The following is a 23,985-nucleotide window of genomic DNA, read 5'->3' on the forward strand; positions in this document are numbered from 1 at the left end:
ATCGAACGGCGGTTCCGGGTGCAATCCTGATGTTTTCGTCCTGTGCTCGGTGTTACTCGTCTCCCACCGTGGTTCAAACAAGCTCTCTCGACGCTTGAGCCAGCATTCTCCGATAGCCGCAACGTTGATTCGTTCAAACACCTCGTGAGCGCGCTGATTCTCGCCGAAACGCAGTGGACGGTTAGCGAACTCTCCGAAGGGATTTCGCGTCCCGACGAGGACGCGAAATCCCGCAGAGCCTACGACTACTTCTTCGGTGGTGCTAACTGGTCGACCACCGACCTCGCCAAGTACCACGCCGAGTACGTCTTCGATCAGCTCCAGGTCGGTGCTGATGACGACGTCCTCCTCCACATCGACGATACGTTCGCCGAGAAAACCGGCGACGCCACCGATGGCGTCGCCCGGTTGTACAATCCCGTCGCTGCGGAGACGGAACTGGGCAACAAGCTCGTCACTTCCTGTCTCCAGGTCGGTGACGTCTACGTTCCCTATCTGGCGCGGATGTACGTTCCAGAGGACCTTGCGCCGGATTTCGACGAGCCGTTCAAGAAAAAGACCGAGATCGCCGTCGAGGATATCGTCACGCCGCTCCAGCTGCCGGCTGGAGCGGCTCTCACCGTCGTTTTTGACTCCGCGTACTACGGCGACGAGAGAGTTGTCGCTATCCAAGATCAGGGCCATGACGTCGTCTGTCGGCTCAAATCCGACAAACACGTCTCTTTACAGGATGTCGTCTGGACCCAACGCGTCGACGCGAGGGCGTCGACGCTGGAATACGAGTCGACGACGATCACCGTCCGTGGAAAAGAGAAAACCTACGACATCGCAAGCGAGGTCGTCAAAATCGAAGACGTCGGCCCAGTAAAGATCGTTGCAAGCAAGACGGACGACACAACTCGGCACTACTTGAGTACGGATCTCGGCCGGTCGGCGGCCGAGATCCTCGAACTCGTCGAGCACAGGTGGAACATCGAGACGGTCCACGAGGAATCGAACGCGAAGTTCGGCTTCAAGCAGTACCAACTGGAGCGGAAACAGGCGATCGAGCGCTACATCCAGCTGGTGTTTCTGGCATGGACGCTGGTAACGTTTGCTGAGCGAGCGAACGTGCCGTTTTGGGAAGAACGAGGCGGACTGAGCGTCCGCCTCGATCACGCCAAGGAAGCGTATCTCGTGGAAACGCTGCTCGAAATCACCGAAGAGGTGCCCCCGTCGCTCCCGCGAGCGGAGCGACGGGAGCAACTCCATGAACTGGTGTGTGAGTTCTCGTGGTCCTCTTTCGCGAGTTTCTTTCTTACAGTCTCCAAGACATATACTCCACTAAATGAACGATCTGGTTTCTATACCAGCTTGATTTGAGAGAGCTCTTTCGATAAAACGAACACAGCATCTCTGGCCAGATTATACCTATTTCGCTGATTTAGACGATCTTGCCAAGCCGAGTATATACATCACCGTAGATACTGTTAAACCGTCGAAACGCGTTCGTGTGTTTGGATCGCATGAACGAACTGATCGTACTCGCCTTCGACAACGAAGACGGCGCACTGAACGTCAGGGACAAACTGAACGAACTCCAGAAACAGGAGCTCATCACGCTCGGCGACGCGGCAGTCGTCGTCCGGGAGGGTGACGGCAAGCCGAAAGTCAAGCAGGCCCAGAGCCTCGTCGGCGCGGGCGCGCTCGGCGGCAGCTTCTGGGGACTGCTGATCGGCCTCATCTTCTTCGCGCCGATCCTCGGGATGGCCGTCGGTGCGGTCACCGGCGCGCTCTCGGGTCGATTCGCCGACATCGGCGTGGACGACGAGTTCATCAAGGAGGTCGGTGAGACCATCGAGCCCGGCCACTCCGCACTCTTCTTGCTCGTGGTCGACGCCCAGACAGACCGCATCATCGAGGAGATAGACTCGTACAACCCGACCGTGCTCCGGACGAACCTCTCGGCCGAGGACGAGGAGAACCTCCGCGAGGCGTTCGCCGCCGACGACATCGTCGCCTGAAACGGTCACCCGTTTCGCTTTGGCGACGGTTCTCGTGTCGTGCTGGTGCGTGGGGAGGATCGTGGTGCCTATTCGGACTGCTGTGAGAGGGTGTAGACCACTTGGACACTCACTGGTTCGTTGGTCGCCCGAGTCAGACGCGTATCGATCATCGAGGCGAGATTCGGCGGGGGATCGGATTCGTCGAGGCCAACGACGACGCGTACTTCCGCCGGATTGCCGAGGACGAAATCGACCCCGTCGTACTCGACGCCCGTCTCGACGAGGCTCGTGCCTTCGTACTCGGGACCGTCGAACATCGCGTCGAGTTCGGCGTTCGTCTCCTGTTCGAACGTCGCGACCTGAAACGACGCGAACGTGACCGAGCCGAGCACGACCGAGAGCACGAGGAGCGCCCCGATCAGTCGAGCTGACCGCTTGAGAAGGGCGGAGCGCGCTCCCTCGACCCGTGAGTGCCGTTGCGGACGGTAACCGGACAGCCAGAGCATCACGAGCGCCGAAAGGTTGATCGCGAGCAGGTTCACGAGCACGAGCGTGCTCGCGGTGACGAACACCAACGGCACTCCCCACGCGATGCCGAGTCCGGCGGTCGCCGCCGGTGGCACGAGCGCGACCGCGATCGCCACTCCGATGAGCGCCGATCCGGCTCCACGGATGATGCTGATCGAGGCCGCGATGCCCGATCCGAGCGCGAGAAAGAGGGACAGAAAGTTCGGGTGTGTCCGTTCTGCGATCTGTGGCACTTCGGTGATGTCGAGCCCCGGTGGAACGAGCACGGTCGTCTTGAGGATCGTGCCGAGGACGGCGGCACACGCTACGGCCAGTACGAGACCACCGACCTGAAGCACGATCCCTCGGCGGGCAAGGTCGGGCTCGTCGACGACGGTGCCGACGCTGGCCGAGATCGCGGGCCCCATGAGCGGGGCGATCACCATCGCGCCGATGATGGTCGCGGCCGAGTCAAGCAGCAGGCCCATCGCGGCGATCACCGTACTCAACACGAGGAAGGCGGCGTACGTCGACGTTTCGGGCGCGAGGTCCGCGGCGCGCGCGACGAGTTCGTCACGCGAGATGCGCAAGTCGGTGTAGCGCTCGCGCAGCGCGCCGATGCGTCTGGAGACTACGGTTTCGGTCGATTGGACGATCGTGTAGGCGTCCTCCTCGACGCCCGCGGCCCGCAACCGATCGAGGACGGGCTCGACGCCACTCCGCGGGATCGGAAAGGAGACGACCGCCTCGAACTCCCCGCGACCCGTCTCCTCCCACACGGCGTAATCGACCCCCTCCTCGTCGAGCTCCCCGAGGATCGCCTCCCGTGTTCCCTTCGGAACGAGGACTTGGACTAGACGCATGGACCGGATACGACTGCCACGGTATAGCTTGTGGGGGTGGCCGAAACGATCCCCCGACCGCTCCTCAGTGGACGCCCGACACCGCGATCACAGCAGCGGCTCTTCCCGGACTGTCGCCGCGTAGCGCTCACCCTCGTAACGCACGTCGACGTCCGTACCCGGTTCGGCGTACTCGGGCGGAAGGTAGGTGTAGATCACGCAGGCCCCCACGCTGTAGCCGTACTCGGCGGCGTGGACGTACCCGATCGCCTCGTCGCCGTCGGTCGGGAGCACCGGCCGATCGGCGAGCACCGTCTTTTCGGGATCGTCGAGCGTGAGACAGGCCACTTCGTGGTCGATATCGCCGTTCGCGGCGGCTTCGACCGCCTCCTTCCCGAGGAAATCGGTATCGAGATCGACCGCAAAGCCGAGCCCTGCCTCGTAGGGATCGTGCTCGGTGTGGAGGTCCTCGCCCCACAGTCGAAAGCCCTTCTCGATCCGGAGCGCGTCGAGCGCGCCGTTGCCGTAGGGCCGGATATCGAACTCCTCGCCTGCCTCCATGACGTGCTCCCAGAGCCGTTCGCCGTACTCCGAGGGTGTGTACAGCTCCCAACCGAGTTCGCCGGCGTACGACAGCCGGAGCGCGGTCACCGGGATGTTTTTCACAAAGGTTTGCTGACTCGAATAGAACGGGAACTCATCGTCCGAGAGATCGGCGTCGATCACCTTTGAGAGGGTCTTTCTGGCGTCGGGGCCGGTGCAGACCATCGCCGCGAGGCTGGAGGTCACGTCGTTGACTACGATGTCGTCGGGAGCCTGGCTGCGGACCCATGCGAGGTGGTTGCTGCCGACCTCCCGCCCCGTGGTGAGGAGGAGGTAGCGATCCTCGCCGACCCGGGTGACAGTGACATCGGCGCGGACGCCACCGCCCTCGTTGCACATCAGGGTGTACCGGATCTGTCCAACGTCGAGATCCATGTCGTTCGTACACAGATGCTGGAGGAACTCGTCGGCGTTGCTCCCGACGAGCTCCATCTTGTTGAACGACGTCATGTCGTGAAGCCCGACGCCGTCCCGGACGTTCAGCGCCTCCGCACCCTCGATCGGCGAGTAGTATTTGCCCTCCCAGCCCTCACGATCCGGAATCTGGTCGCCGTACTCCGCGAGGAGATCCGCGTTCGAGTCGAACCAGTGTGGCTCCTCCCAGCCGGCCTCGGCCCACAGCTCGGCGTCGCGTTCTTCGTGGCTGTGGTACATCGGCGTCCGCCGGATGTCGCGCTGGTGCTCGGTCCAGACCCACTTGGGATGGATGATGGAGTAGAGGTTGCGGTACTCCTCGCCGCCGAGGTCCTTCGCGAAGTCCCAGCTTCCCTCGTGGGGGGCGAAGCGGTTGACGTTGCAGTTCCGGAGGTCGATCGGGCCGTCGGGGAGGCGGGGAACGCCGGTCTCCATCCACTCGGCGAGCGCCTTGCCCGCGCCGCCGGCGTGGGTGATCCAAATCGCTGCGGCGGTCCAGAGTCCGTCACACTTCTGGACCGGTCCGAGAACCGGGAGCCCGTTCGGCGACGCGGAGTACATCCCGTTGTACTTGTGATCGAGGTTCGCACCCTCCGTGGCGGGGAGGAGTTCGTCGCTCGCCGTTCGCGGCGCTTTCTCCTGTCGGTCGGGGTGGGTCGCGTTGTTCAGGTGGTATTCGGTGAAGTCGTGGACCGACGCCTGGTGGCCACCTTCCTCGTTGCCGCCCAGATCGGCGGGATCGGGCACGATCGACTCGTGGTTGTACGATCCGATCCCGTACCGATCGCCGTGGGTCCGGAAGTACATCGCGTTGTCCTGATCCCGGAGAATCGGTCGATCGGGATCCTGGAGAAGGACTTCGCTCTTGTCGCCGGAGACGGACTTGTAGTTCTCGTACACCGGGTCGTCGGTGACGTCCTGTCTCGATCCTTCGAGTTCGGCGAGCGGCTCCGTGATCGTGTACTGGTGTTCGACGGGCGCGATCGGGAGGTGGATGTCGAGCTTCTCGCTCAACTGGCGTGCCCAGATGTTGGTCGCCACCACGACTTCGTCGCACTCGACCCGGCCGTTCTCGGTCACGATCGCCCGAACGCCGTCGCCGTCGGTCTCGACGTCCTCGACTCCGGTGTGGCCGACGAACTCTGCACCCATTTCTTCGGCTTCCTCGGCGAGCGCCGCACACGCCCGGACGCCCGACGCCTGGCCGTCGGTCGGCGAGTAGTACCCGCCCTCGATGGCGTCGGGATCGACCTGCGGCAGCTTCTCGCTCACCTCCTCGGGGCTCAGGAGCTGTGGGTCCGGCACGCCCCACGACTCGGCCCATTCGACCCGCCGCTGGAGGTAATCCATCCGCTCGTCGCTTCGCGCGACCTCGATTCCGCCCGTCTCGTTGTAGACCGGTTCGTCCTCGTCGCGTTCGAGCGAGGTGTAGAGCCGGCGGCTGTACGTCGCGAACTTCGAGAGCACCTTCGGCTCGTCGGTCTGGAACATGATCCCCGGTGCGTGGGTCGACGAGCCACCCGTGGTGGGGAGCGGCCCCCGATCGACCACGAGCACGTCCTCCCGGCCGAGGTCAGCGAGGTGATACGCCGTGTTGCAGCCGACGATACCAGCCCCGATGACGACGGTTCCTGCCTCGCTCGGCAACGTGTTCGCGTTACTCATGAACGCTCCCTCAGTGTGGCCCGGCGGTATTCACTTTTCGCCCCCAGTATCGGCCACGTTTATATCAGAAATCGATGTCGAGGCTGTTCTCACTTGGTGTCGCTCGTCTATGGACCCTCCCGAACGAGTCTCAGCGATCCCACCGCCATCCCCAGATACGGTGTCAAACGATCCTCACGGCACTCTTCTGGCGGTATATACGTGTTAGGCTGTGCCGGCCAAGACCTAAGTCCGCAGTGTCGACAACTATATGCAATGTTCGCGTTCGAGCCGGGACGACAGCCGTGCGGAACGAGCGCCGCCGAAACTGGTGGGGAGCCCAACGAGCCATGTCGGTAGCGCGTTCGGCCGCGACCGTGGACGGGGCCACCGATCTGCTCACTGACCTCCGGTTCGAGCTGATGCCGTTCGACAGCTTCGAGGGCCAGATGGACCACCTCCCTGACGGGGCGACCATCGCCATCACGACCTCCCCGCAGCTCGGACTCGACGCGACGATCGAGTGGGCGGAGAAGGCCGCCGAGCGTGGGTTCGAGGTCAGTCCCCACATCGCCGCGCGCTACGTCCGCGACGAGGACCATCTCGAAGAGATCGCGCGCCGCCTCACCGATGCCGGGATCACCGACATCTTCGTTCCCGGCGGCGACCGCGAGGAACCCGCCGGCGAGTTCGCGTCGGCGTACGAACTCCTCGCCGCCCTCGACGACCTCGATTACGAGTTCGACGAGGTGGGAATTACGGGGTATCCCGAGGGACACGAGTTCCTCGACGACGCGACCCTCGCCGAGGCCATGAAAAAGAAAGCGCCCTACGCGACCTACATCGTGACCCAGCTCTGTTACGATCCCGACGCCGTCGTCGAGTGGATCGAAGCGGTTCGTGATCGGGGCGTCGACCTCCCGGTAGAGATCGGGATCCCTGGCGTGATGAAGTACCAGCGACTGCTGAAGATCTCCCAGAAGGTCGGCGTCGGCGACTCGGTGCGATTTCTGAAGAAGACCACAGGGATTCTCGGGTTCGTGCGCCAGCTCGTCGGCTCGCGCGGGAAGTACACCCCCGACGACCTCATCGACGGGCTCGCGCCCTACGCCGACGATCCTCACTACGACATCGACGGCCTCCACCTCTACACGTTCAACCAGACCTCGGACACCGAGTCGTGGCGGTACGGCCGGCTGGAAGAGTAGCTGTTCGTCAGCTATCGGTCGATTCGCTCGCTGGTCCAGGGCACCGGCTATCGAGTTCGTCCACGAACCGTTCGCAACGCTCGATCTCGTGATGTCGTGCCGAGGTCGGTTTCGCTCAGGCGTCACGAGGGACGACAGTGACCCCGACGGTTCGGAAGTCACCGTCGTAGGTGAACAGATGGTCGACGCCCCGTTCGTCGGCCTGAACGGCGATCATGTGGTCGGTAAGCGAGATCGTTTGGTCGTCGTAGCGGCGGAACCGTCCGACCGCTCGCTCGACGAGCTGTGGCTCGACGCCAAGTACCTCGAACGTCGGTTCGTCGAGGATGCTCCCGAGCGCCTCGTGTGCTGCTCGGGTGTCTGCCCGCGAGAGCAGTAACGTCACGACCTCGTCAAGGACGTACTGGTTCGTCAACAGCGGGTTGTACGGCAGATCTCCCGCCCCGATCGCGCGGATCACTGTGCGTACCTCGTCGTGCTGTGACGATGGCCGGTAAAAATAGGCGAACAGCGCGTTCGTGTCGACGAACAGCGGCACTGGTGGCCCCCTTTCGTCGGTATCGGTCGAGGGTGCAAAGCGGGAATCCAGGCTATCGATCACGTTCAGTCCCGGTCGGCAGCGATCGCGTCGGCGAGAGCTCCGTCGGTGTCGTCGACATCGAACGGCTCGTCCTCACCGTTCCCGAACGCCGAGGCACTGAAAAACGGTCCGTCGGGATCGTGTTGCCCGACCTCGCCCGTCGGCACCCACCATGCCCGCCCTCGGGCTCCGATCTTCTTGCTCGCTACCGCTCCGCGCTCGCGGAGCGCTTCGAGTCGGTCGAACACCGTCCGCCGCGAGGCGTTCAGTTCGTCGGCTATCTCGGGGGCCGTGAGGGGTTCGGCCGGATCGTCGCGTTCCTCGAACACCGCGAGGACGTCCGCGGGCGGAACTCCACGTGTCGATCCCGGCTCGCCCATACGCCCACAACAGCGAGGAGATATATGTGCCTATCGGCGGTAACGACACACTGTTCGACGACGGGCCCGTCGACGGCTTCGCATCTCTCGCCGACAACGGCGAGAGCGGAGATAGGCCGATCCTCTCGCGGTCCTCTCACGATACTCTCGAATGGCAGAACGTCCACGATCGGCCCACCGCAACGAGTGCGCGGCTGGGGCTGACGAGAGCACCGTCGCCCGCTCGAAACGTCCGTCCGTGGCGACTTTCGATCGACGGGGCCCTCAGAACAGCCCCGAAACCGTCCCATCCGAGTCGATGTCCATCCCGGCGGCGGCGGGGTCGGCCGGCAGCCCCGGTAGTGTCAGAACGTCGCTGGTGAGCGCGACCAGAAAGCCCGCCCCCGCGGAGGGATAGATCTCCTGGATTTCGAGCTCCCACCCGGTCGGCGCACCCTTCTTCTCGGCGTCGTCGCTGAGCGAGTGGAACGTTTTCGACATCACCACCGGCACGTCGTCGAATCCCAACGATTCCATCCGTTCGATGTCGTCCTGCGCGCCGCTCTGGAACGTCACCGACTCTGCCCCATAAATTTCGGTCGCGATCGTCTCGATCTTTGCCTCGATCGAGTCGTCGACGTCGTAGAGGTACTCGAACTCCTCGTCGTCCTCCTCGATCTCGGTGATGAGCTTCCGGGCGAGGTCCGCGCCACCCTCGCCGCCCTCGCCGAACACCGTCGATTCGGCGGCTTCGATCCCGAGATCGTCGCGGCAGTGATCGAGGACCGCCTGCACCTCTTCGTCGGCATCGCCCGGGAACCGGTTGAGCGCCACCACGACCGGGATGCCGAACTTCCGGAGATTCTCGATGTGGGTGTCGAGGTTTTCGAACCCACCCCGGACGGCCTCGACGTCGGTCGCTTCGAGTTCGTCGAGGTCGGCGGGCCACATGTCCTTGCCGTGGTATTTCAGCGCGCGGATCGAGGCGACGAGCGTGACCGCGGCGGGCTCCATCTCGCCGAACCGACAGACCACGTTCATGAACTTCTCGGCCCCGAGATCCGAGCCGAAGCCCGCCTCGGTGATGAGGTAGTCGGAGAGCTTCCGTGCGACGTCGTCGGCGATCAGCGAGTTCGTCCCGTGAGCGATGTTGGCGAAGGGGCCTCCGTGGACGAACGCCGGCGTGCCCTCGATGGTCTGGACGATGTTCGGCTTCAGAGCGTCTTTCAGGAGGATGGTGACCGCGCCCGTCGCCTCGATGTCGTCGGCGGTCACGGGATCGCCGTCCTCGTCGTAGGCGACGACGATGCGTGCGACGCGCTCTTTGAGATCTTCGAGGTCGTCGGCGAGACAGAGCACGGCCATCAGTTCGGAGGCCGCCGTCAGGATGAACCCGTCCTCGCGGGGGACGCCGGTGACGTCGCCGCCGAGCCCGATCACGGTCTCGCGGAGCACGCGGTCGTTCATGTCGATCGCACGGGGCCACTCGACCCAGTTGACCGCGATATCGCGCTCGTTGCCCTGCTTGATGTGGTTGTCGAGCATCGTCGAGATGAGGTTGTGCGCCGATGTGAGCGCGTGGAGATCACCAGTGAAGTGGAGGTTGATGTCCTCCATCGGCAGTACTTGAGAATAGCCGCCGCCGGCCGCGCCGCCTTTCACCCCGAAAACCGGCCCGAGTGAGGGCTCGCGGATGGCTGCGAGGGCGTCCTCGCCGATGTGGTTGAACGCCTGGCTCAGTCCGACCGTCGTCACGGTCTTGCCCTCGCCCATCGGGGTGGGCGTCATCCCCGTCACGAGGATCATCTCACCGTCGTCGCGATCGGACTCTCTCACCCGCTCGATCGCGTCGAAGGTGAGCTTCGCGATGTCGTCGCCGTAGAGGTCGAGATCGTCGGCCGCGAGCCCGAGCGGTTCGACGATCTCGGTGATCGGGTCGGTGTCGACGCCCTGGGCGATCTCGTAATCCGTCGGGAACTCGTCAGTTTCGTCAGAGGATGCCATGTGACATCGTTCTCCGGAGTGCCTTTTCAACGTTCGTGTGAAGCACGTCCAACCTTTTTATGCAATGAACGACGACGATCGTCCCTTCGGCGATCCCAAAACCGCCATACAACGCCTCGATGTCACGCCAGTCTCGATGCCTCGACGACGCTGGCGACGATCGAGCGAACGATCTCCACGAAATCCTTTAGGCGTCCTCCACCCGAGAGGCTGTCGACCGGTTTGCCAGAACGACCGATCGACTCCCCTGATGAACGAACCACGCGTCGTCACGACCCGCTCCGCGTTCGCCGAAACCGCCCACGAGTCCCCACGAGCGGCGCGCGTGCCGGTCGAAATTCGAGTGAGCGTCGACGACCCGTTCCTCGCCTATCGGCGCGCACGCGGTCGCGAGCAGACGGAAGGAGCCGAAGGCGTGTACCTCGAAACGACCGGTGGTCAGGCGGGCTGGGGCTACTTCGCCACCGACCCGATCTTCCGATTACAGGTCGGCGACACCCTCGAACCCGTCGGCGACACCGACCCGTCGCCCTCACTTGCGGAGCTCGCGGGGCTGCTCGACCGCGAGACGCTCGTCCGCGGCGACTGCGACGTTCCTTACCCCTGCGGGGCGTTCGGCTGGCTCTCCTACGACATCGCCCGCGAGCTGGAGGATCTTCCCGATACCACCGTCGACGATCGTGGACTGCCGCGCCTCCAGCTCGGGGTCTTCGACCGGGTGGCTGCGTGGGAGTCAGGGTCGGCGGACGAGACGACGCTCCGTGTGACGGCCTGTCCACGGGTCGGTGACGACCCCGACGCGGCCTACGAGCGCGGTCGCGAGCGTGCGCTCGATCTCGCCCGCACCGCAGTCGCGGGCGATCCGTCGATCGGCGATGCACCCATCGAGGCCGACAACGCTACGTTCGAGAGCGACTGCACCCCCGAGGAATTCACCGAGCGCGTGCGCCGTGTCAAGCGGTACGTCCGCGACGGCGACACGTTTCAGGCGAACGTCTCCCAGCGCCTGCGCGCGCCGGCCGCCGTCCATCCTGTTGCGGCGTTTGGAGCCCTCCGGCGGGTGAACCCCGCGCCCTACTCGGCGCTGCTGGAGTTCCCCGGTGTGGATCTCGTGAGTGCCTCGCCGGAGCTCCTTCTGGATGTCGACAGCGCGGCGCAACGCGCCGCGGACAGCGCGAGCGGCGACCAGCCGCGAGCGGCCGATCGTCTCCTGACCGAACCCATCGCTGGCACCCGCCCGCGCGGTGACACCCCCGAGGAAGACGCCGACCTCGAACACGACCTCCTCACGGACGAGAAGGAACGCGCCGAACACGCGATGCTGGTCGATCTGGAGCGCAACGACCTCGGGAAGGTGAGCGAGTACGGCAGCGTCGAGGTCTCGGAGTACCGCCGGGTCGACCGCTACTCCGAAGTGATGCATCTCGTCTCGCTGGTCGAGGGACGCCTCCGTACTGACCGTGACCTCGTGGATGCCGTCGCCGCGACCTTTCCTGGGGGGACGATCACCGGCGCGCCCAAACCCCGGACGATGGAGATCATCGACGAGGTCGAGACGACCAGGCGCGGCCCCTACACCGGCTCGATCGGCGTCTTCGGGTTCGATGGCCGCGCCACGCTCAACATGACGATCCGGACGCTGGTGGGCCGCCGCGAGGAGTACTTCCTGAGGGTTGGTGCGGGGATCGTCCACGACTCCGAACCCGATAGCGAGTACGCCGAAACCCTCGATAAGGGCCGTGCGCTGATCACCGCGATCGACGACACGCTCGGCGATCACGGCGACCTCGGAATCGAGCGTGCGACTGCGGCGGACGGCGGTGCGTCCACACCCGACGATGGGGAGGCTGCGGACCGATGACCCGGATCCTCGTGATCGACAACTACGACTCCTTTGTCTACAATCTCGTCCAGTACGCCGGCGCGGCGGTCGACGCTCCCGAAGACGGCGAGATCGTGGTGCGGCGCAACGACGCGATCGACGTCGCAGGGATTCGAGAGCTGGACCCCGACGGAATCGTGGTCTCCCCAGGACCAGGCACGCCCGCCGACGCCGGCGTGTCGATCCCGGTGTTCCGCGAGCTCGACTACCCCACCCTTGGGGTGTGTCTCGGCCATCAGGCGCTGTGTGCGGCCCACGGCGCGCCGGTCGGCCACGCGCCCAGCGTGGTCCACGGCAAGCCCTCGACGGTTCGCCACGACGGTCGCGGGGTCTTCGCAGGGCTGGCCGAGACGTTCGCCGCCGGCCGGTATCACTCCCTCGCGATCGAGCGCGACGACCTCCCGGACCCTCTTGTCGAGACGGCGCACTCGGCGGGCACTGCCACGAGCACGACGGACGAAGGCTCGTCGGTCGCAGCCGGAACCGACGGCGTCGTGATGGGCGTGCGCCACCGCGAACTCCCCCACGAGGGCGTCCAGTTCCACCCCGAGAGCATCCTGACCGACGTCGGCATGACGATGCTGGAGAACTTCGAACGGCGCTGTCGTCCCGACGATCGGTAGCACCAAGGACTGAGCGCCTGGTGCTCAGCCCTCGCCGTCCGCTCGGCGCTCGGCCGCGAGGACGACGTTCGAAACGAGCATCGCGAGCGTGACCGGGCCGACACCGCCAGGGACCGGCGTGATCGCCCCCGCGACCGCCGCCGCGCTCTCGAAGTCGACATCGCCAACGACCTGCGTGTCTTCCCCGCTTTCCGACTCGATCCGGTTCGCACTCACGTCGACGACGGTGACGCCCGGCGAGAGCATCGAGTCGTCGACGAGTCCCGGCACGCCGACGGCGGTAACCACGATGTCCGCCCAGCGAGTCACGGCACCGAGATCCGTGGTTCGAGAATGACAGACGGTGACGGTGGCGTTGCCGTCCGGCGCGTCGTGAAGGAGCAGATTCGCGAGGGGTTTGCCGACGATCTCCGAGCGACCGACGATGGCGACGTCCTCGCCTTCGATCGAGACGTCGTTCGCTGTGAGGAGACGACGGACGGCGGCGGACGTCGCTGGAAGATAGCGGGGATCACCCCGAACGAGCCGGCCGAGGTTCGCGAAACTGAGACAGTCGACGTCCGTCGCCGGATCGAGCCGTCGCCGTACCTCGGCGAGCGCGACGTGGTCCGGCAGCGGGATCTGGACGAACACGCCGTCGATTTCGGGGTCAGCGCACAGCCGATCGATCGCCTGATGGAGTCGCTCCGCGGGTGCGCCGGGATCGATCCGGACGTCCCGGCTCGCGATATCGAGGTCGCGACAGGCCGCGTGTTTCAGCGCCACGAACCGCTCGTCGGCCGGGTCGTCGCTCATCAGCACGGTCCCGAGCGTCGGCGTGACGCCTCGCTCGTCGAGTTCGCGGACGCGATCGCGCACGTCGGCTCGGATCTCGGCCGCGACCGGCTCGCCACGCAGCCGTTCGGCGGTCGGCATACGAACGATGTGGAGCGGCCCTCGCTTGAACCTGTCCGTGACGATGGGCAGGCTCGGCACGCATGCTGTCGCTCAGAACGTTTCGACGATCGCCGTCGCAGAGCCAGTGGCAGACAACCGATCCTATCGAGCCGACGTTCCGATCGACAGTACCGCAGTATCGAACGAATCACGACTCAAACGAAAACCGCAGGCCACACGCCTCCCCAGCCGATTCCTTCGCTCGCTCACGACGTTCGCTTCGCTCAGTCATCCACCGTCAGAGCTTCGCTCTGACGAGCCTGCACTCGCTTCGCTCACGGGTCGTGCTCTGCTCGCGGGCGAAGCCCGCTCGCACGGCTCGTGGGACCTCTGGTCCCACGGTGCTCCCCGTCCGCTTGGCGGCCCTCGTTGCGTCTGCTCACGGGCGGCACGAGGCGGCGAAGCCGCCTCGAATTCGCGGCGCGTAGCGCCGCGCATGGCCCCCGTTCGCACAGACCTCGCACAGGGGTTGCGCGCTGACGGAGGGGCACGCAGCCGCACGCCACCGATCTCGGAATGAACGGGTTTCCAGTGACGGTACTGTGGCTCACGACACGTCCGGCTGCGCGGCCGATGGACGAAACGGCCGCAGAGAGAACGGTATCGACGACCCCCGGTATAAATGGGTGGTGCTGTTAACTCTTTCATTTATGTTCCGGAGGAACACTAATCGAGGGCGATGGCAGAATCCGAACCACCGTCCACCGAACGCGATTCGCATCCGAACCACCCGAACGTCGACCAGTCCGACCGCGTGCTCCCGCGAAACCTGCGCCAGTCGGGCGACCCGGGCATCGAGATGCTGGTCTCGACCCGGGTCCGCAAATCTCCCTTTTTCCACAAGTCGTTCAACGAGGAGGGCGCGTGGCGCGCGACGGTCTACAACCGGCTCTACCACCCCCGAGGGCTGGTCGAACCCGAAGACGGCGGCGCGATGGCCGAGTACGAAGCACTGACCGAGGCCGTCACCCTCTGGGACGTCGCCGTGGAGCGCCAGATCCGCGTGAAGGGCCCCGATGCGGAGGCGCTCACCGACTACGTCATCACCCGGGACGCGACCGAGATCGAGCCGATGCACGGCAAGTACGTCATCCTCTGCAACGAGGACGGCGGCGTGCTGAACGATCCGATCTTGCTGCGCGTCGAGGAAGACGAGTTCTGGTTCTCGATCTCCGACTCCACGCTGATGCAGTGGATCGAGGGCGTCAACGTCGGCAAGGAGTTCGACGTCGAGATCGACGAGATCGACGTCGCGCCGATGCAGATCCAGGGCCCGCGCTCCGAGGACGTGATGCGCGAGGTCGTCGGCGAGGAAGTATCTGAAATCCCCTACTACGGCCTGATGGAGGCCGAGGTCGACGGCTGTCCCGTGCTCGTGAGCCAGACCGGCTTTTCGGGTGAGAAGGGCTTCGAGATCTACGTGAAAGAGGCGATGGAGAACGCCGAGCGGGTGTGGGACCCCGTACTGGAGACCGTGAAGGACCACGGCGGGATGCAGATCGCGCCGGGCCACCACCGTCGGATCGCAGCAGGCATCCTCTCGTGGGGCCAGGACATGGACCACGAGACCTCGCCGTTCCAGGTCAACCTCGGCTACCAGGTCCCCGACGACAAGGACGGCGACTACGTCGGCAAGGAGGCACTCGAAGCACAGCAGGAGCAGATCGAGAACGGCGAGTACCCGTTCAATCTCAAGATGGTCGGGCTGAAGATGGCGGGCGAGCCGATCCGGGACTACGCGTCCGACTTCTGGCTCGTCTCCGATCCCGACACGGGCGAGGAGTGTGGGTACATGACCTCGCCGTGGCACAACCCCGAGCTGGAGACCAACATCGGCCTGGGGTTCGTGCCGGCGGAGAAACTCCAGAAAGAGACCGACGCGGCGCTCGACGACGAGATCTACGAGGAGGATCTCGATATCGAGTTCCAGGTGCATCTCCCCGACGAGTACGCCGAGGAGCCTGGCGAGTCGGTGTACGCCACGGTGGCCGAAGTGCCGTTCAAGGAGTCGGTCAACCCGAGCGCCCGCGAGCAGGCCAAACTGAACGCGCGAAAGGACGCCGAGTCCGAGTAAAACTCGCTCGCGCCAGCCGGCCGTCGTTTTTGTCGCGGATCACGCGTGTCAGTCGGTGCGTCACGGCGAGTGGACGACGCTATGGCGATCGATACGCCGACCGCGATCGAGTTATTCCTCCAAGAGCGCCGTCTCGACGAGCTTCGCCGTCCCACGACGGATCCGACCGCCGACGGCTGTCGGCGAGAGATCGAGTTCGGCCGCGATGTCGGCGAGGCGGGCCTCGCGCGGCTCCTCGAAGTAGCCGTTCTCGTAGGCCGTCACCAGCGCGACGCGCTGGGCCTCGGTCAGTCCCGTGGGTTCGCCGCCGTTCCACTCGTCCTGCCGGAACATCTGCTGGAGGGTAAAGGAGATGTCCTCTTCGTCGCAGTAGTCCGCAAGCGCGGCGAGCGCTTCCCGGTCGGGAAACTGGAGTCGGACCGTCCAGCCGCGGGCGTTGGTGATCGCCTCGCGCATCAGCCCGCTGAGCTCGCTCGTCTTCGGCGAGATGAGCTTCGTCTCGGGCGGGTGGCGGATCCGATAGACGCGGGTCGCTTCCGAGCCCGCCACCAACTCCCACTCCGCGACCGTGTGGTCCTCGTCGAGCTGGGCTTCGAACTCCTCACCGGGGTTCTCGACGAGGAAGAAGAAGATCCCCGTGTCGGGATCGGTGCCGGACTGTGGCACGACCCGGATCGTCACGTCGGAACACTCGCGGATCGTCGGTGCCAGGGAGAGATCCGAATGAGCAATATCGACGACGGCGATCAGATTCACGACGCACCACCACGTGGAAGACGTCGCTGCGTCGGCGTCCGATGTCCCTCTGGCCGCCAGGCGATCGCCCGGTCGATGGGTTCTCCGCCGAACGGATCCCGACCGTGACGGGACGACGAAACCGCGTGACGAACCGGTGGTTCGAACGCGGGCGACCGCCGGCCGTCGTCCGTGCAGTGATCCATCACTGTTTTCGTGTATCATGGGACGATTCGCGGACAGCCAGTTAAAGCGTTCGGGTTGAGATAGTCCATGGCACGCTCGGTGATACCGTTGTGCGAGTCCCGTTTGATCGGTCTCGTTACCGGCACACCACCGGCCAGTGCACGGCAGCACGGTTCGGGCTGCATGAATCGATGCAATGGGATGGCAGCAGCGTGAACGGGGACGAATTTGGGTCCGAGTTCGGGGTATATTTTTATATGGTCTTGGTGTGATTACGGAGTGGGTGAGCACCCAACTATGTCAAACGACACTATTGCGGAACGCATCGAAGCAGGGGAGAGCTTCGTCGATCCGGACGACTTCGAGTTCGACAACACAGACGACGGCATCGACCGCGCGAGCGAGAGCACGCGGGACCTGCTCGGCCGTGTCAGCGGCGCACTGAACCGACGTTCGTTCATGGGCAACGCTGCGAAGGCCGGGGCCGGTGCGGTCGCGCTCGGGACCGTCGCGTCGGGCTCTGCGGCCGCCTATCACGAGGCCAGCGACGTCGATATCCTGAACTTCGCGCTGACGCTCGAACATCTCGAGGCCGCGTACTACAACGAGTTCCTCGACGAGTACTCCGAGGGCGAGATCGAGCGATCCGACGCCATCGGGGCGAAGTTCGCCGATCCGCAGCTCCAGTACTCGACCTGGCAGGAGCTCGTGACGATCCGCGACCACGAGGAGGCTCACGTCGAGGCACTCACGAAGACGATCAACGACCTCGGCGGCACGCCGGTCGAGGCTGCCGACTACGAGTTCCCGTACGATTCGCTCGAATCGTTCGTCAAGTTCTCGAACCGTGTCGAAGCGGTCGGCACGTCGGCGTACGCGGGCGCAGCGCCGTTCCTCGAGGCCGAAGCTGTCGTGAAGGCGGGACTGTCGATCCACTCGGTCGAGGCACGCCACACCAGCTACTTCGGTGCGCTCCTGCCGAAGAGCTCGATGCCGGACGCGTTCGACCCGGCCCGCAGCATGGACCAGGTCGTCGGTATCGTCTCCCCGCTGATCGTCTCCGAGTAATCCAGCGGCACCACACTCTCGATTTTTCGAACGGTCACGCACCGCCGAGAGCCGTCTCCGTTCACTGCCGTCCCGGCCCCATCAGACGAATTTGGGCCGCAGTTCGGCCTACCTTCATACGGACGATGGGCGAACAACGGTCCGTGCGGCGACGCACGGAACGACAATGACTGATAACAACACGATCCGAGAGGAGTCTGATGGCGTTCTCGACTTCGTCGGACAGGTCAGCGATCAACTGCGCTCGCGGCGGGCGTTCATGGGCGATGCGGCGAAAGTCGGTGCCGGCGCAACCGCGCTGTCGGCGCTCGGAGCCGGCACCGCTGCCGCGAACGAGGGCGGCAGCGACGGCGGAAGCAGTGGATCGGGTCCGAGCGACGTCGACATCCTGAACTTCGCGCTGACGCTCGAACACCTCGAAGCGAACTACTACGACCAGTTCCTCGCCGAACACTCCGAGGAGGAAGTCGAACGGTCGGCAGTGGCCCAGTACTTCGCGCGACCGACCCTCCAGTACTCGACGTACCAGCAGATCCAGGACGTTCGGGACCACGAACAGGCCCACGTCGAGGCGCTGACACAGACGATCAACGATCTCGGCGGTACACCCGTCGAGGCCGCCGAGTACGAGTTCCCGTACTCCTCGATGGAGGAGTTCGTCGCACTCAGCGACCGGATCGAGGCCATCGGCGTCTCCGCCTACGCCGGCGCAGCACCGATGATCGACAACGAGGAAGTGCTGAAGGCCGCGCTCAGCATCCACAGCGTGGAGGCCGAACACCAGACGTACTTCCAGTTGCTCAACCTCCAGCGGCCCGCACCAGAGGCGTTCAACGAGGCGCGCTCGATGGACCAGGTGCTTCCGATCGCCAAACAGTTCATCGTCGGCGAGAACGACGTGCCCGAGATGGCGTCGGCGACGTTCGAGAACCAGACCACGGACGGATCGAGCGTCACGGTCGCGTCGGCCGCGCTGCCCGACGGTGGGTTCGTCGCGATGCACGACAGCAGTCTGCTCGACGGTAACGTCGCCGGGAGCGTCATCGGCGTCTCCGAGAAGTTCGACGCCGGCACGCAGATGGACGTGAACGTACCGCTGTACTCGGGCGTCCCCGGCGGGGACTACGATCAGTCGAGCCTCGAGGAGGACCAGACCCTGATCGCCATGCCGCACAAGGACACCAACGGCAACGGCAGCTACGACTTCCTCACCTCCGGCGGCGAGGCCGACGGTGCCTACGTCCAGGACGGCAGCGCCGTCGTCGACGACGCCGAGATCACCGTCGAGTAGTCCTCGGGCGCTCCGCGACCGACTGCGCCGATCGAACGTGCCGATTTTTCGCTTGGTCGCGAGCGGGTTTCGACAAGACTTAACCTGCCGGTCGCATCCGATCCATCATGAGCGAAAGCGAACAACAGGGAAGCCAGACCCGCTCGTGTGTCTCGTGTGGGATCAACATCTCGGGCACCAACGCCGCCGCCTTCGACTGTCCCGAGTGTGGGACCCAGATCTACCGGTGTGCGACCTGTCGCAAGCAGAGTAACCTCTACGAGTGTCCCGACTGCGGGTTCACAGGGCCCTAACGATGGGGAAGGTCGCCGCGAAGCTCAAGGTGATGCCGGAGAGCCCCGAGATCGACCTCGACGAGCTCCAGCACGAACTCGAGGACTCGCTACCCGAGGGCGCGAAGATCAACGGGTTCAAGCGCGACGACGTCGCGTTCGGCCTCGTTGCCCTCCTGCCGACGGTGATCGTGCCCGACGACGCCGGTGGGACCGAGGCGGTCGAGGAGGCGTTCACCGAGGTCGATACCGTCGAAAGCGTCGCAGTCGAGAACGTCGGCCGGATATAAGCGGGAGAGGCGTTGCGACCGTCGCGACGTGTCGGCCCGGAACGCACGTTTTATCACGGCCGGAAAACAACCGAGCCGTATGCCTAACTCGAAAGGACCACTGAAGAAGACCCGGCACAAGCTCTCGAACGATCCACGTGAGCGCGGCACGTCCCCGCCCCAGCGTGCGATCGAGGACTTCGACGAGGGCGATCGCGTCCACCTCAATCTCGATCCGAGCGTCCCCGATGGACGATTCCATCCTCGGTTCAACGGTCACACTGGCGAGGTGCTCGGCAGCCAGGGTCGTGCCTATCAGGTCGAGATCGTCGACGGCGACACCGCGAAGACCCTGATCGTCACCCCGGAGCATCTCAGCCGGCAGGAATGACGATCTTCAAGGAGCAGCTCGACGAGGAGTATCTCACGCTTGCCGAAACCAAGGAACTGCTCGCCGACGTCGAGGCCGAGCACGCGGCCGACGAGGACCGTGAGATGCCCTACGAGCTCGCACGCGCCATCGATCACGTCAACCGATTCGCGGATCTCACGCCCGAGGAGGCCCGAGAGTTCGTGGCCGAGCTCCGCGACCACGAGAAAGTCGACGAACCGACCGCGTACAAGATCGCGGATCTCAAACCGGCGAACCGTGACGAGCTCCGGGCGATCTACGCCCAGGAGCGGTTTTCGCTGTCGGGAGACGAGCTCGACGACGTTCTCGCGATCGTGGCGAAACACGTCTGATCGCCGCGAATTTAAGTACGTCCTCGGTGTAATGGGGGCATGAGTGACACCGAGAGTGACGACGGGGCATCGACCGAGCGGACACGAGCCGTCGTGCTCGATCTGCTGCCCAACGGCCGTCCCGACGACGACCGGCCAGCACACCGGAAACCGCCGCTCGCCTACACCCTCGGGGAGTCACAGTTTCAACTCCGGGAGCTGACGCTGGCCGAGGACGCCGACATTTCTATCGGCGATCGGATCCAGTTCGACGCCGAGGGAGTCGAATCCGCTCGTGAGGTGGCCTACGACGACCTCTCGAACGCCGCGCGGTCGGAGCTCGAGTACGCGGTCGAGGAGATCATCGACCGCGACGAGGCGCGGTTCGTCGACTTCTACAACGACGCTCAGCCGATCACGCTCCGGCTCCACCAGATCAACTTGCTCCCCGGGATCGGGAAGAAGCTCCGGAACTCGATCCTCGACGAGCGAAAGCGCGAACCATTTGATGGGTTCGACGACCTCGAAGAGCGGGTCGCGGGGCTCCACCGCCCGAAGGAGATCCTCGTCGAACGGCTGATCGAGGAACTCCGCGACGACGACCTCAAGTACCGCATCTTCGTCGGGCGCGACCCGAACGAAGGGTAGCGAACCCGCCATCATATCTCGACCATCGTTGACCGACCGAGCGCGCGCCGCAGCCAAACAGGGCGTTTAACAAGCGACGAACGGATACACCGAGTCATGACCGGGCGGAACCGTTCGTCGACGGAGAGTCGTGATCCCGACGCGCTGCTGGCCCGGGCAGGCATCCAACCCGACCGGAACCAGGATCAACACTTTCTCGTCGACGATCGAGTGCTCGACCGTCTTCCGACGTACGCTGAAGGATTCGACACTAGTCACGTCCTCGAGATCGGGGCCGGAACGGGCGCGCTGACCGATCGCGTGCTCGATGTCGCCGACCGCGTCACAGTGGTCGAGCGCGACACGCGTCTCGCCGACTTCCTTCGTGAGGAGTTCGCCGACGCCTGCACTGACGGGCGGCTTGACATCATCGAGGGCGACGCGCTCTCGGTGGACTTGCCCGAGTTCTCCGCGTCGGTGTCGAACCTTCCCTATGGCGTGTCGAGCGAGGTGCTCTTTCGATTGCTGCCAGCGAAGCGACCGCTCGTGGTCATGGTACAGAAAGAGTTCGCCGAGCGGATGGTCGCTGCCCCCGGCACCGACGACTACGGTCGGCTGTCGGTGACCGTGGGCCACTACGCCGAGTGCGAGATCGTCGAAACTGTGCCACCGGAGGCGTTCTCGCCGCCACCGGCCGTCGAGAGCAGTGTCGTGCGAGCCTCCCCGCGCGATCCGGACTACGCGATCGACGAGACGGCGTTTCTCGCGTTCGTCAGGGCGGTGTTCACCCAGCGGCGCAAGACCGTCCGCAACGCGATCCGCAACACGACCCACATCTCGGGGATCGAGCAACCGGCAGCGGTGGTCGAGGCCGCCGACGAGGGGTTACTGAGAAAGCGAGCGGGCGATCTCACTCCCACGGAGTTCGCTGCACTCGCCCGTCTCGGTGTGGAAGTCGGCGGTGCGCCCAGCGAGGAAGCGACGTCGGGGAGCGAGATCGAATGAACCGTGGCCGGTGGTCGACGATCGGGGTCGATGAACCGCTCGACGTGACCGCCGCGTTCGTGGGTTCCCGGCGATTTAATGCAGCGAAGAAAAACGGGTGGCGGTGCACGGATGGGTATGGGCGTCGTAGACGAGGTGCGGGACTCGATCCTTTCCGACGGGGACGACGAGACGAGGACGTATCGCTGTACCGACTGTCTCGCGGAGTTCGACGAGCGCCGGCAGCTCTGTCCGGAATGCGGTGGCGAGCGGTTCGACGCCGTTTGAATCGGGTACGCGACTGTTCTGTGTCTCGGCGGTCGGGTTCCGTCTCGAACGGTCGGTCGACTGCTCGACCGTCGAAACCGGTAGTGAGACGACCGGCCGTCATCGATGTCCGCGATGGGACGCGACGATGAACGTCTTCGAGTACGCAAAGGAGTTGCAGCAGGCGTACTTCCACACGCTCGGCGAGCAACTGCTCGGGACCGTCGTGCTGTTCGGGCTGCTGGCGGTGGTCGGCGAGGCCATCAGACGGGCCGGTCGACCGCTCAAACGACGGTACAGCTCGCGGCTGACCGAGGCGACCCAGGCCGGCGCGGTGGCGGTGCTCACCGTGGGTGTCGTCCTCGCGTTGGCCGTGGTCTGGCACGTCACCGGATTCGTCGAATATCTCGTCAAATCGGCGTCCATCTCCCGTTTCGAGGCGGCTCGCGTACTGGTCACGATCGCGGTCCTCGTGATCGCGTACCTCCTCATCCGACTCATCAACCGCTCGATCGATCGGCTCTCCGAGGAGTACGACGCGATCACCGACCACCAGAGCGAAGTGGCGTATCACGTCGCCGACGTCGGGGTGTTCGTGTTCGCGTTCATGGGGCTCCTCGTCATCTGGGGCATCGATCCGGGACAGCTGTTCGTCGGTGCGGGCGTGCTCGGGGCAGTGCTCGGCTACGCGGCACGCGACACCCTCGGTGCGATCACCGCCGGGTTCGTGCTCCTCTTTTCACGGCCGTTCCGTGTCGGCGACTGGATCGAGGTCGAAGAACACGAGGGCGTGGTTCGGGACGTGACTATCGTCAACACCAAGATTCGGACGTTCGACGACGAGCACGTACTGATCCCGAACAACGAAGTCACCAGCAATCCGCTGATCAACCGCTCGGAGAACGATCGGTTCCGAGCCGACATCGAGGTGAGCGTCGACTACGAGACCGACCTCGATCACGCGATGTCAGTGGCCACCGAAGCGATGGAAGACCACGACGACCGAATTCGAGAGGTCCCTTCGCCACGGACGGTGTTGAAACGGTTCGCCGACTCGGGGATCGTGCTCGAACTCCGGTTTTGGGTCGACAAGCCGAGCGCTCGTCGCGTTTGGGCGTCGAAGACCAGCGTGATCCAGTCGGTGAAGACGGCTTTCGATCGCGAGGGGATCACCATCCCGTTCCCCCAGCGGACGCTCACCGCTCGCCCGGAGTCGGACGTCGACGTCACCGGACATGGCACGCCCGAACGCACTGGATCAGGTGACCGAGCACGGGGATCGACCACGGCAGCCAACGGCGGCGAGGACTGATGGGGCTCGACGACCGCCGCGAACGCGACGACGTGTACCAACCCGCCGAGGACTCCGATCTCCTCGCGACCGCAGCGACGGCCGACGTCACGGCGACCGACCGCGCGCTCGATGTCGGTACGGGATCGGGCTACGTCGCAGCGCAGATGCAAGCGGCCGGAGCGCAGGTCGTGGGTGTCGATCGAAACCCCCACGCCTGCCGGCAGGCTCGTGAGGCAGGGATCGACGCCGTTCGAGCGGATCTCACGACCGCGTTCGCGGCCGATGCGTTCGATCTCGTGACGTTCAATCCACCCTATCTCCCGACCGAGCCCGACGAGGCGGCTGACGACTGGATGGGGGTGGCGCTGTCGGGTGGCGAGACCGGGCGAGCGGTCATCGAACCGTTCCTCGCGGATGTCGGTCGCGTGCTCGCGCCCGATGGACGAGTCCTCTTGCTCGTGAGTAGCCTCGCTGGCGTCGAGACGATCGTCGACCACGCCGCAGCCGAGGGGTTCGCAAGCGAGACCGTCACCGAGGACCCGTTCCCGTTCGAGACGCTGTCGATCCTTCGGCTGGTGAGAGACTGATCCGCTTTCGGTGATCGGTGT

General features: G+C 64.8%; 24 protein-coding genes. 17 read left to right on the top strand and 7 right to left on the bottom strand.

Annotated features, from left to right (window positions below; translation table 11 throughout):
* Window positions 1-42: 42 nt before the first annotated feature.
* Together PHA81_RS01075 and PHA81_RS01080 are read left to right on the top strand one after the other, a co-directional pair.
* Complete coding sequence (locus PHA81_RS01075; protein ID WP_273834742.1) at window positions 43-1,362, top strand: transposase; 1,320 nt, start codon at window positions 43-45, stop codon at window positions 1,360-1,362.
* Window positions 1,363-1,505: 143 nt separating this feature from the next.
* On the top strand, window positions 1,506-2,003 hold the full coding sequence (locus PHA81_RS01080; RefSeq protein WP_005046078.1) for a DUF1269 domain-containing protein: 498 nt from the start codon (window positions 1,506-1,508) through the stop codon (window positions 2,001-2,003).
* A gap of 68 nt (window positions 2,004-2,071) precedes the next feature.
* Here the strand turns inward: PHA81_RS01080 and PHA81_RS01085 are convergent, their stop codons facing one another.
* Complete coding sequence (locus PHA81_RS01085; RefSeq protein ID WP_005046074.1) at window positions 2,072-3,355, bottom strand: TIGR00341 family protein; 1,284 nt, start codon at window positions 3,353-3,355, stop codon at window positions 2,072-2,074.
* 87 nt (window positions 3,356-3,442) lie between these two features.
* Window positions 3,443-6,016, bottom strand: coding sequence for an FAD-dependent oxidoreductase (locus PHA81_RS01090; RefSeq protein ID WP_005046072.1), 2,574 nt, complete (start codon window positions 6,014-6,016; stop codon window positions 3,443-3,445).
* Between the two features lie 329 nt (window positions 6,017-6,345).
* On the opposite strand from PHA81_RS01090, the gene PHA81_RS01095 reads away from it, so the two are divergent.
* On the top strand, window positions 6,346-7,203 hold the full coding sequence (locus PHA81_RS01095) for a methylenetetrahydrofolate reductase (protein ID WP_005046070.1): 858 nt from the start codon (window positions 6,346-6,348) through the stop codon (window positions 7,201-7,203).
* Between the two features lie 115 nt (window positions 7,204-7,318).
* Here PHA81_RS01095 and PHA81_RS01100 read toward each other — a convergent pair whose 3' ends face one another.
* The 3 genes from PHA81_RS01100 to PHA81_RS01110 form a co-directional block, all read right to left on the bottom strand.
* Complete coding sequence (locus PHA81_RS01100) at window positions 7,319-7,804, bottom strand: PIN domain-containing protein (RefSeq protein ID WP_273834748.1); 486 nt, start codon at window positions 7,802-7,804, stop codon at window positions 7,319-7,321.
* Between the two features lie 2 nt (window positions 7,805-7,806).
* Window positions 7,807-8,163 (bottom strand): HTH domain-containing protein, encoded by a 357-nt coding sequence (locus tag PHA81_RS01105; protein ID WP_273834750.1) that lies wholly within the window; start codon window positions 8,161-8,163, stop codon window positions 7,807-7,809.
* A gap of 264 nt (window positions 8,164-8,427) precedes the next feature.
* On the bottom strand, window positions 8,428-10,146 hold the full coding sequence (locus tag PHA81_RS01110; protein WP_273834751.1) for a formate--tetrahydrofolate ligase: 1,719 nt from the start codon (window positions 10,144-10,146) through the stop codon (window positions 8,428-8,430).
* 250 nt (window positions 10,147-10,396) lie between these two features.
* Between PHA81_RS01110 and PHA81_RS01115 the strand changes: the two genes are divergently transcribed.
* On the top strand, window positions 10,397-12,007 hold the full coding sequence (locus PHA81_RS01115) for an anthranilate synthase component I family protein (protein WP_005046047.1): 1,611 nt from the start codon (window positions 10,397-10,399) through the stop codon (window positions 12,005-12,007).
* Complete coding sequence (locus PHA81_RS01120; RefSeq protein WP_005046046.1) at window positions 12,004-12,651, top strand: aminodeoxychorismate/anthranilate synthase component II; 648 nt, start codon at window positions 12,004-12,006, stop codon at window positions 12,649-12,651. The genes PHA81_RS01115 and PHA81_RS01120 overlap by 4 nt, the downstream gene beginning before the upstream one ends.
* Window positions 12,652-12,675: 24 nt before the next feature.
* On the opposite strand, the gene PHA81_RS01125 is transcribed toward PHA81_RS01120, so the two are convergent.
* Window positions 12,676-13,566, bottom strand: a complete 891-nt coding sequence (locus PHA81_RS01125) for a bifunctional 5,10-methylene-tetrahydrofolate dehydrogenase/5,10-methylene-tetrahydrofolate cyclohydrolase (RefSeq protein ID WP_005046044.1) — start codon at window positions 13,564-13,566, stop codon at window positions 12,676-12,678.
* Window positions 13,567-14,266: 700 nt separating this feature from the next.
* Between PHA81_RS01125 and PHA81_RS01130 the strand changes: the two genes are divergently transcribed.
* On the top strand, window positions 14,267-15,661 hold the full coding sequence (locus PHA81_RS01130) for a glycine cleavage system protein T (RefSeq protein WP_005046042.1): 1,395 nt from the start codon (window positions 14,267-14,269) through the stop codon (window positions 15,659-15,661).
* A gap of 111 nt (window positions 15,662-15,772) precedes the next feature.
* On the opposite strand, the gene PHA81_RS01135 is transcribed toward PHA81_RS01130, so the two are convergent.
* On the bottom strand, window positions 15,773-16,417 hold the full coding sequence (locus PHA81_RS01135; RefSeq protein WP_005046040.1) for a helix-turn-helix domain-containing protein: 645 nt from the start codon (window positions 16,415-16,417) through the stop codon (window positions 15,773-15,775).
* A 462-nt stretch (window positions 16,418-16,879) separates the two neighbouring features.
* Here PHA81_RS01135 and PHA81_RS01140 point away from each other — a divergent pair, with 462 nt between their 5' ends.
* The 11 genes from PHA81_RS01140 to PHA81_RS01190 all read left to right on the top strand — a co-directional run bounded on the left by PHA81_RS01140 (window position 16,880) and on the right by PHA81_RS01190 (window position 23,964).
* Entirely contained in the window at window positions 16,880-17,650 is a 771-nt protein-coding gene (locus tag PHA81_RS01140) for a ferritin-like domain-containing protein (protein ID WP_005046036.1), read from the top strand.
* A gap of 166 nt (window positions 17,651-17,816) precedes the next feature.
* A complete protein-coding gene (locus PHA81_RS01145; RefSeq protein ID WP_005046034.1) occupies window positions 17,817-18,941 on the top strand; it encodes a ferritin-like domain-containing protein in 1,125 nt (374 codons plus the stop codon).
* Window positions 18,942-19,048: 107 nt separating this feature from the next.
* Window positions 19,049-19,234, top strand: a complete 186-nt coding sequence (locus tag PHA81_RS01150) for an HVO_2753 family zinc finger protein (RefSeq protein WP_005046031.1) — start codon at window positions 19,049-19,051, stop codon at window positions 19,232-19,234.
* A 2-nt stretch (window positions 19,235-19,236) separates the two neighbouring features.
* Window positions 19,237-19,503 (top strand): elongation factor 1-beta, encoded by a 267-nt coding sequence (locus PHA81_RS01155; RefSeq protein WP_005046029.1) that lies wholly within the window; start codon window positions 19,237-19,239, stop codon window positions 19,501-19,503.
* Window positions 19,504-19,582: 79 nt separating this feature from the next.
* The gene (locus PHA81_RS01160) at window positions 19,583-19,873 is read left to right on the top strand and encodes a 50S ribosomal protein L21e (protein WP_005046027.1); all 291 of its coding nucleotides are present in this window, start codon (window positions 19,583-19,585) and stop codon (window positions 19,871-19,873) included.
* Window positions 19,870-20,226 carry an RNA polymerase Rpb4 family protein gene (locus tag PHA81_RS01165; protein ID WP_005046026.1) on the top strand — a complete coding sequence of 119 codons (357 nt, stop codon included), beginning with the start codon at window positions 19,870-19,872 and terminating at the stop codon, window positions 20,224-20,226. Before PHA81_RS01160 ends, PHA81_RS01165 begins: the two co-directional genes overlap by 4 nt.
* A gap of 39 nt (window positions 20,227-20,265) precedes the next feature.
* On the top strand, window positions 20,266-20,853 hold the full coding sequence (locus PHA81_RS01170) for a DUF655 domain-containing protein (RefSeq protein ID WP_005046024.1): 588 nt from the start codon (window positions 20,266-20,268) through the stop codon (window positions 20,851-20,853).
* Between the two features lie 96 nt (window positions 20,854-20,949).
* Window positions 20,950-21,837, top strand: a complete 888-nt coding sequence (locus PHA81_RS01175; RefSeq protein WP_005046022.1) for a 16S ribosomal RNA methyltransferase A — start codon at window positions 20,950-20,952, stop codon at window positions 21,835-21,837.
* Window positions 21,838-21,954: 117 nt separating this feature from the next.
* On the top strand, window positions 21,955-22,104 hold the full coding sequence (locus tag PHA81_RS01180; protein ID WP_005046021.1) for a hypothetical protein: 150 nt from the start codon (window positions 21,955-21,957) through the stop codon (window positions 22,102-22,104).
* 127 nt (window positions 22,105-22,231) lie between these two features.
* Window positions 22,232-23,395, top strand: a complete 1,164-nt coding sequence (locus tag PHA81_RS01185; protein WP_080510331.1) for a mechanosensitive ion channel family protein — start codon at window positions 22,232-22,234, stop codon at window positions 23,393-23,395.
* Window positions 23,395-23,964 carry a HemK2/MTQ2 family protein methyltransferase gene (locus tag PHA81_RS01190; protein WP_005046017.1) on the top strand — a complete coding sequence of 190 codons (570 nt, stop codon included), beginning with the start codon at window positions 23,395-23,397 and terminating at the stop codon, window positions 23,962-23,964. Before PHA81_RS01185 ends, PHA81_RS01190 begins: the two co-directional genes overlap by 1 nt.
* Window positions 23,965-23,985 lie beyond the last annotated feature (21 nt).

The sequence above is a fragment of the Halococcus sp. PRR34 genome (assembly GCF_028617175.1).
Classification (GTDB): domain Archaea; phylum Halobacteriota; class Halobacteria; order Halobacteriales; family Halococcaceae; genus Halococcus; species Halococcus salifodinae.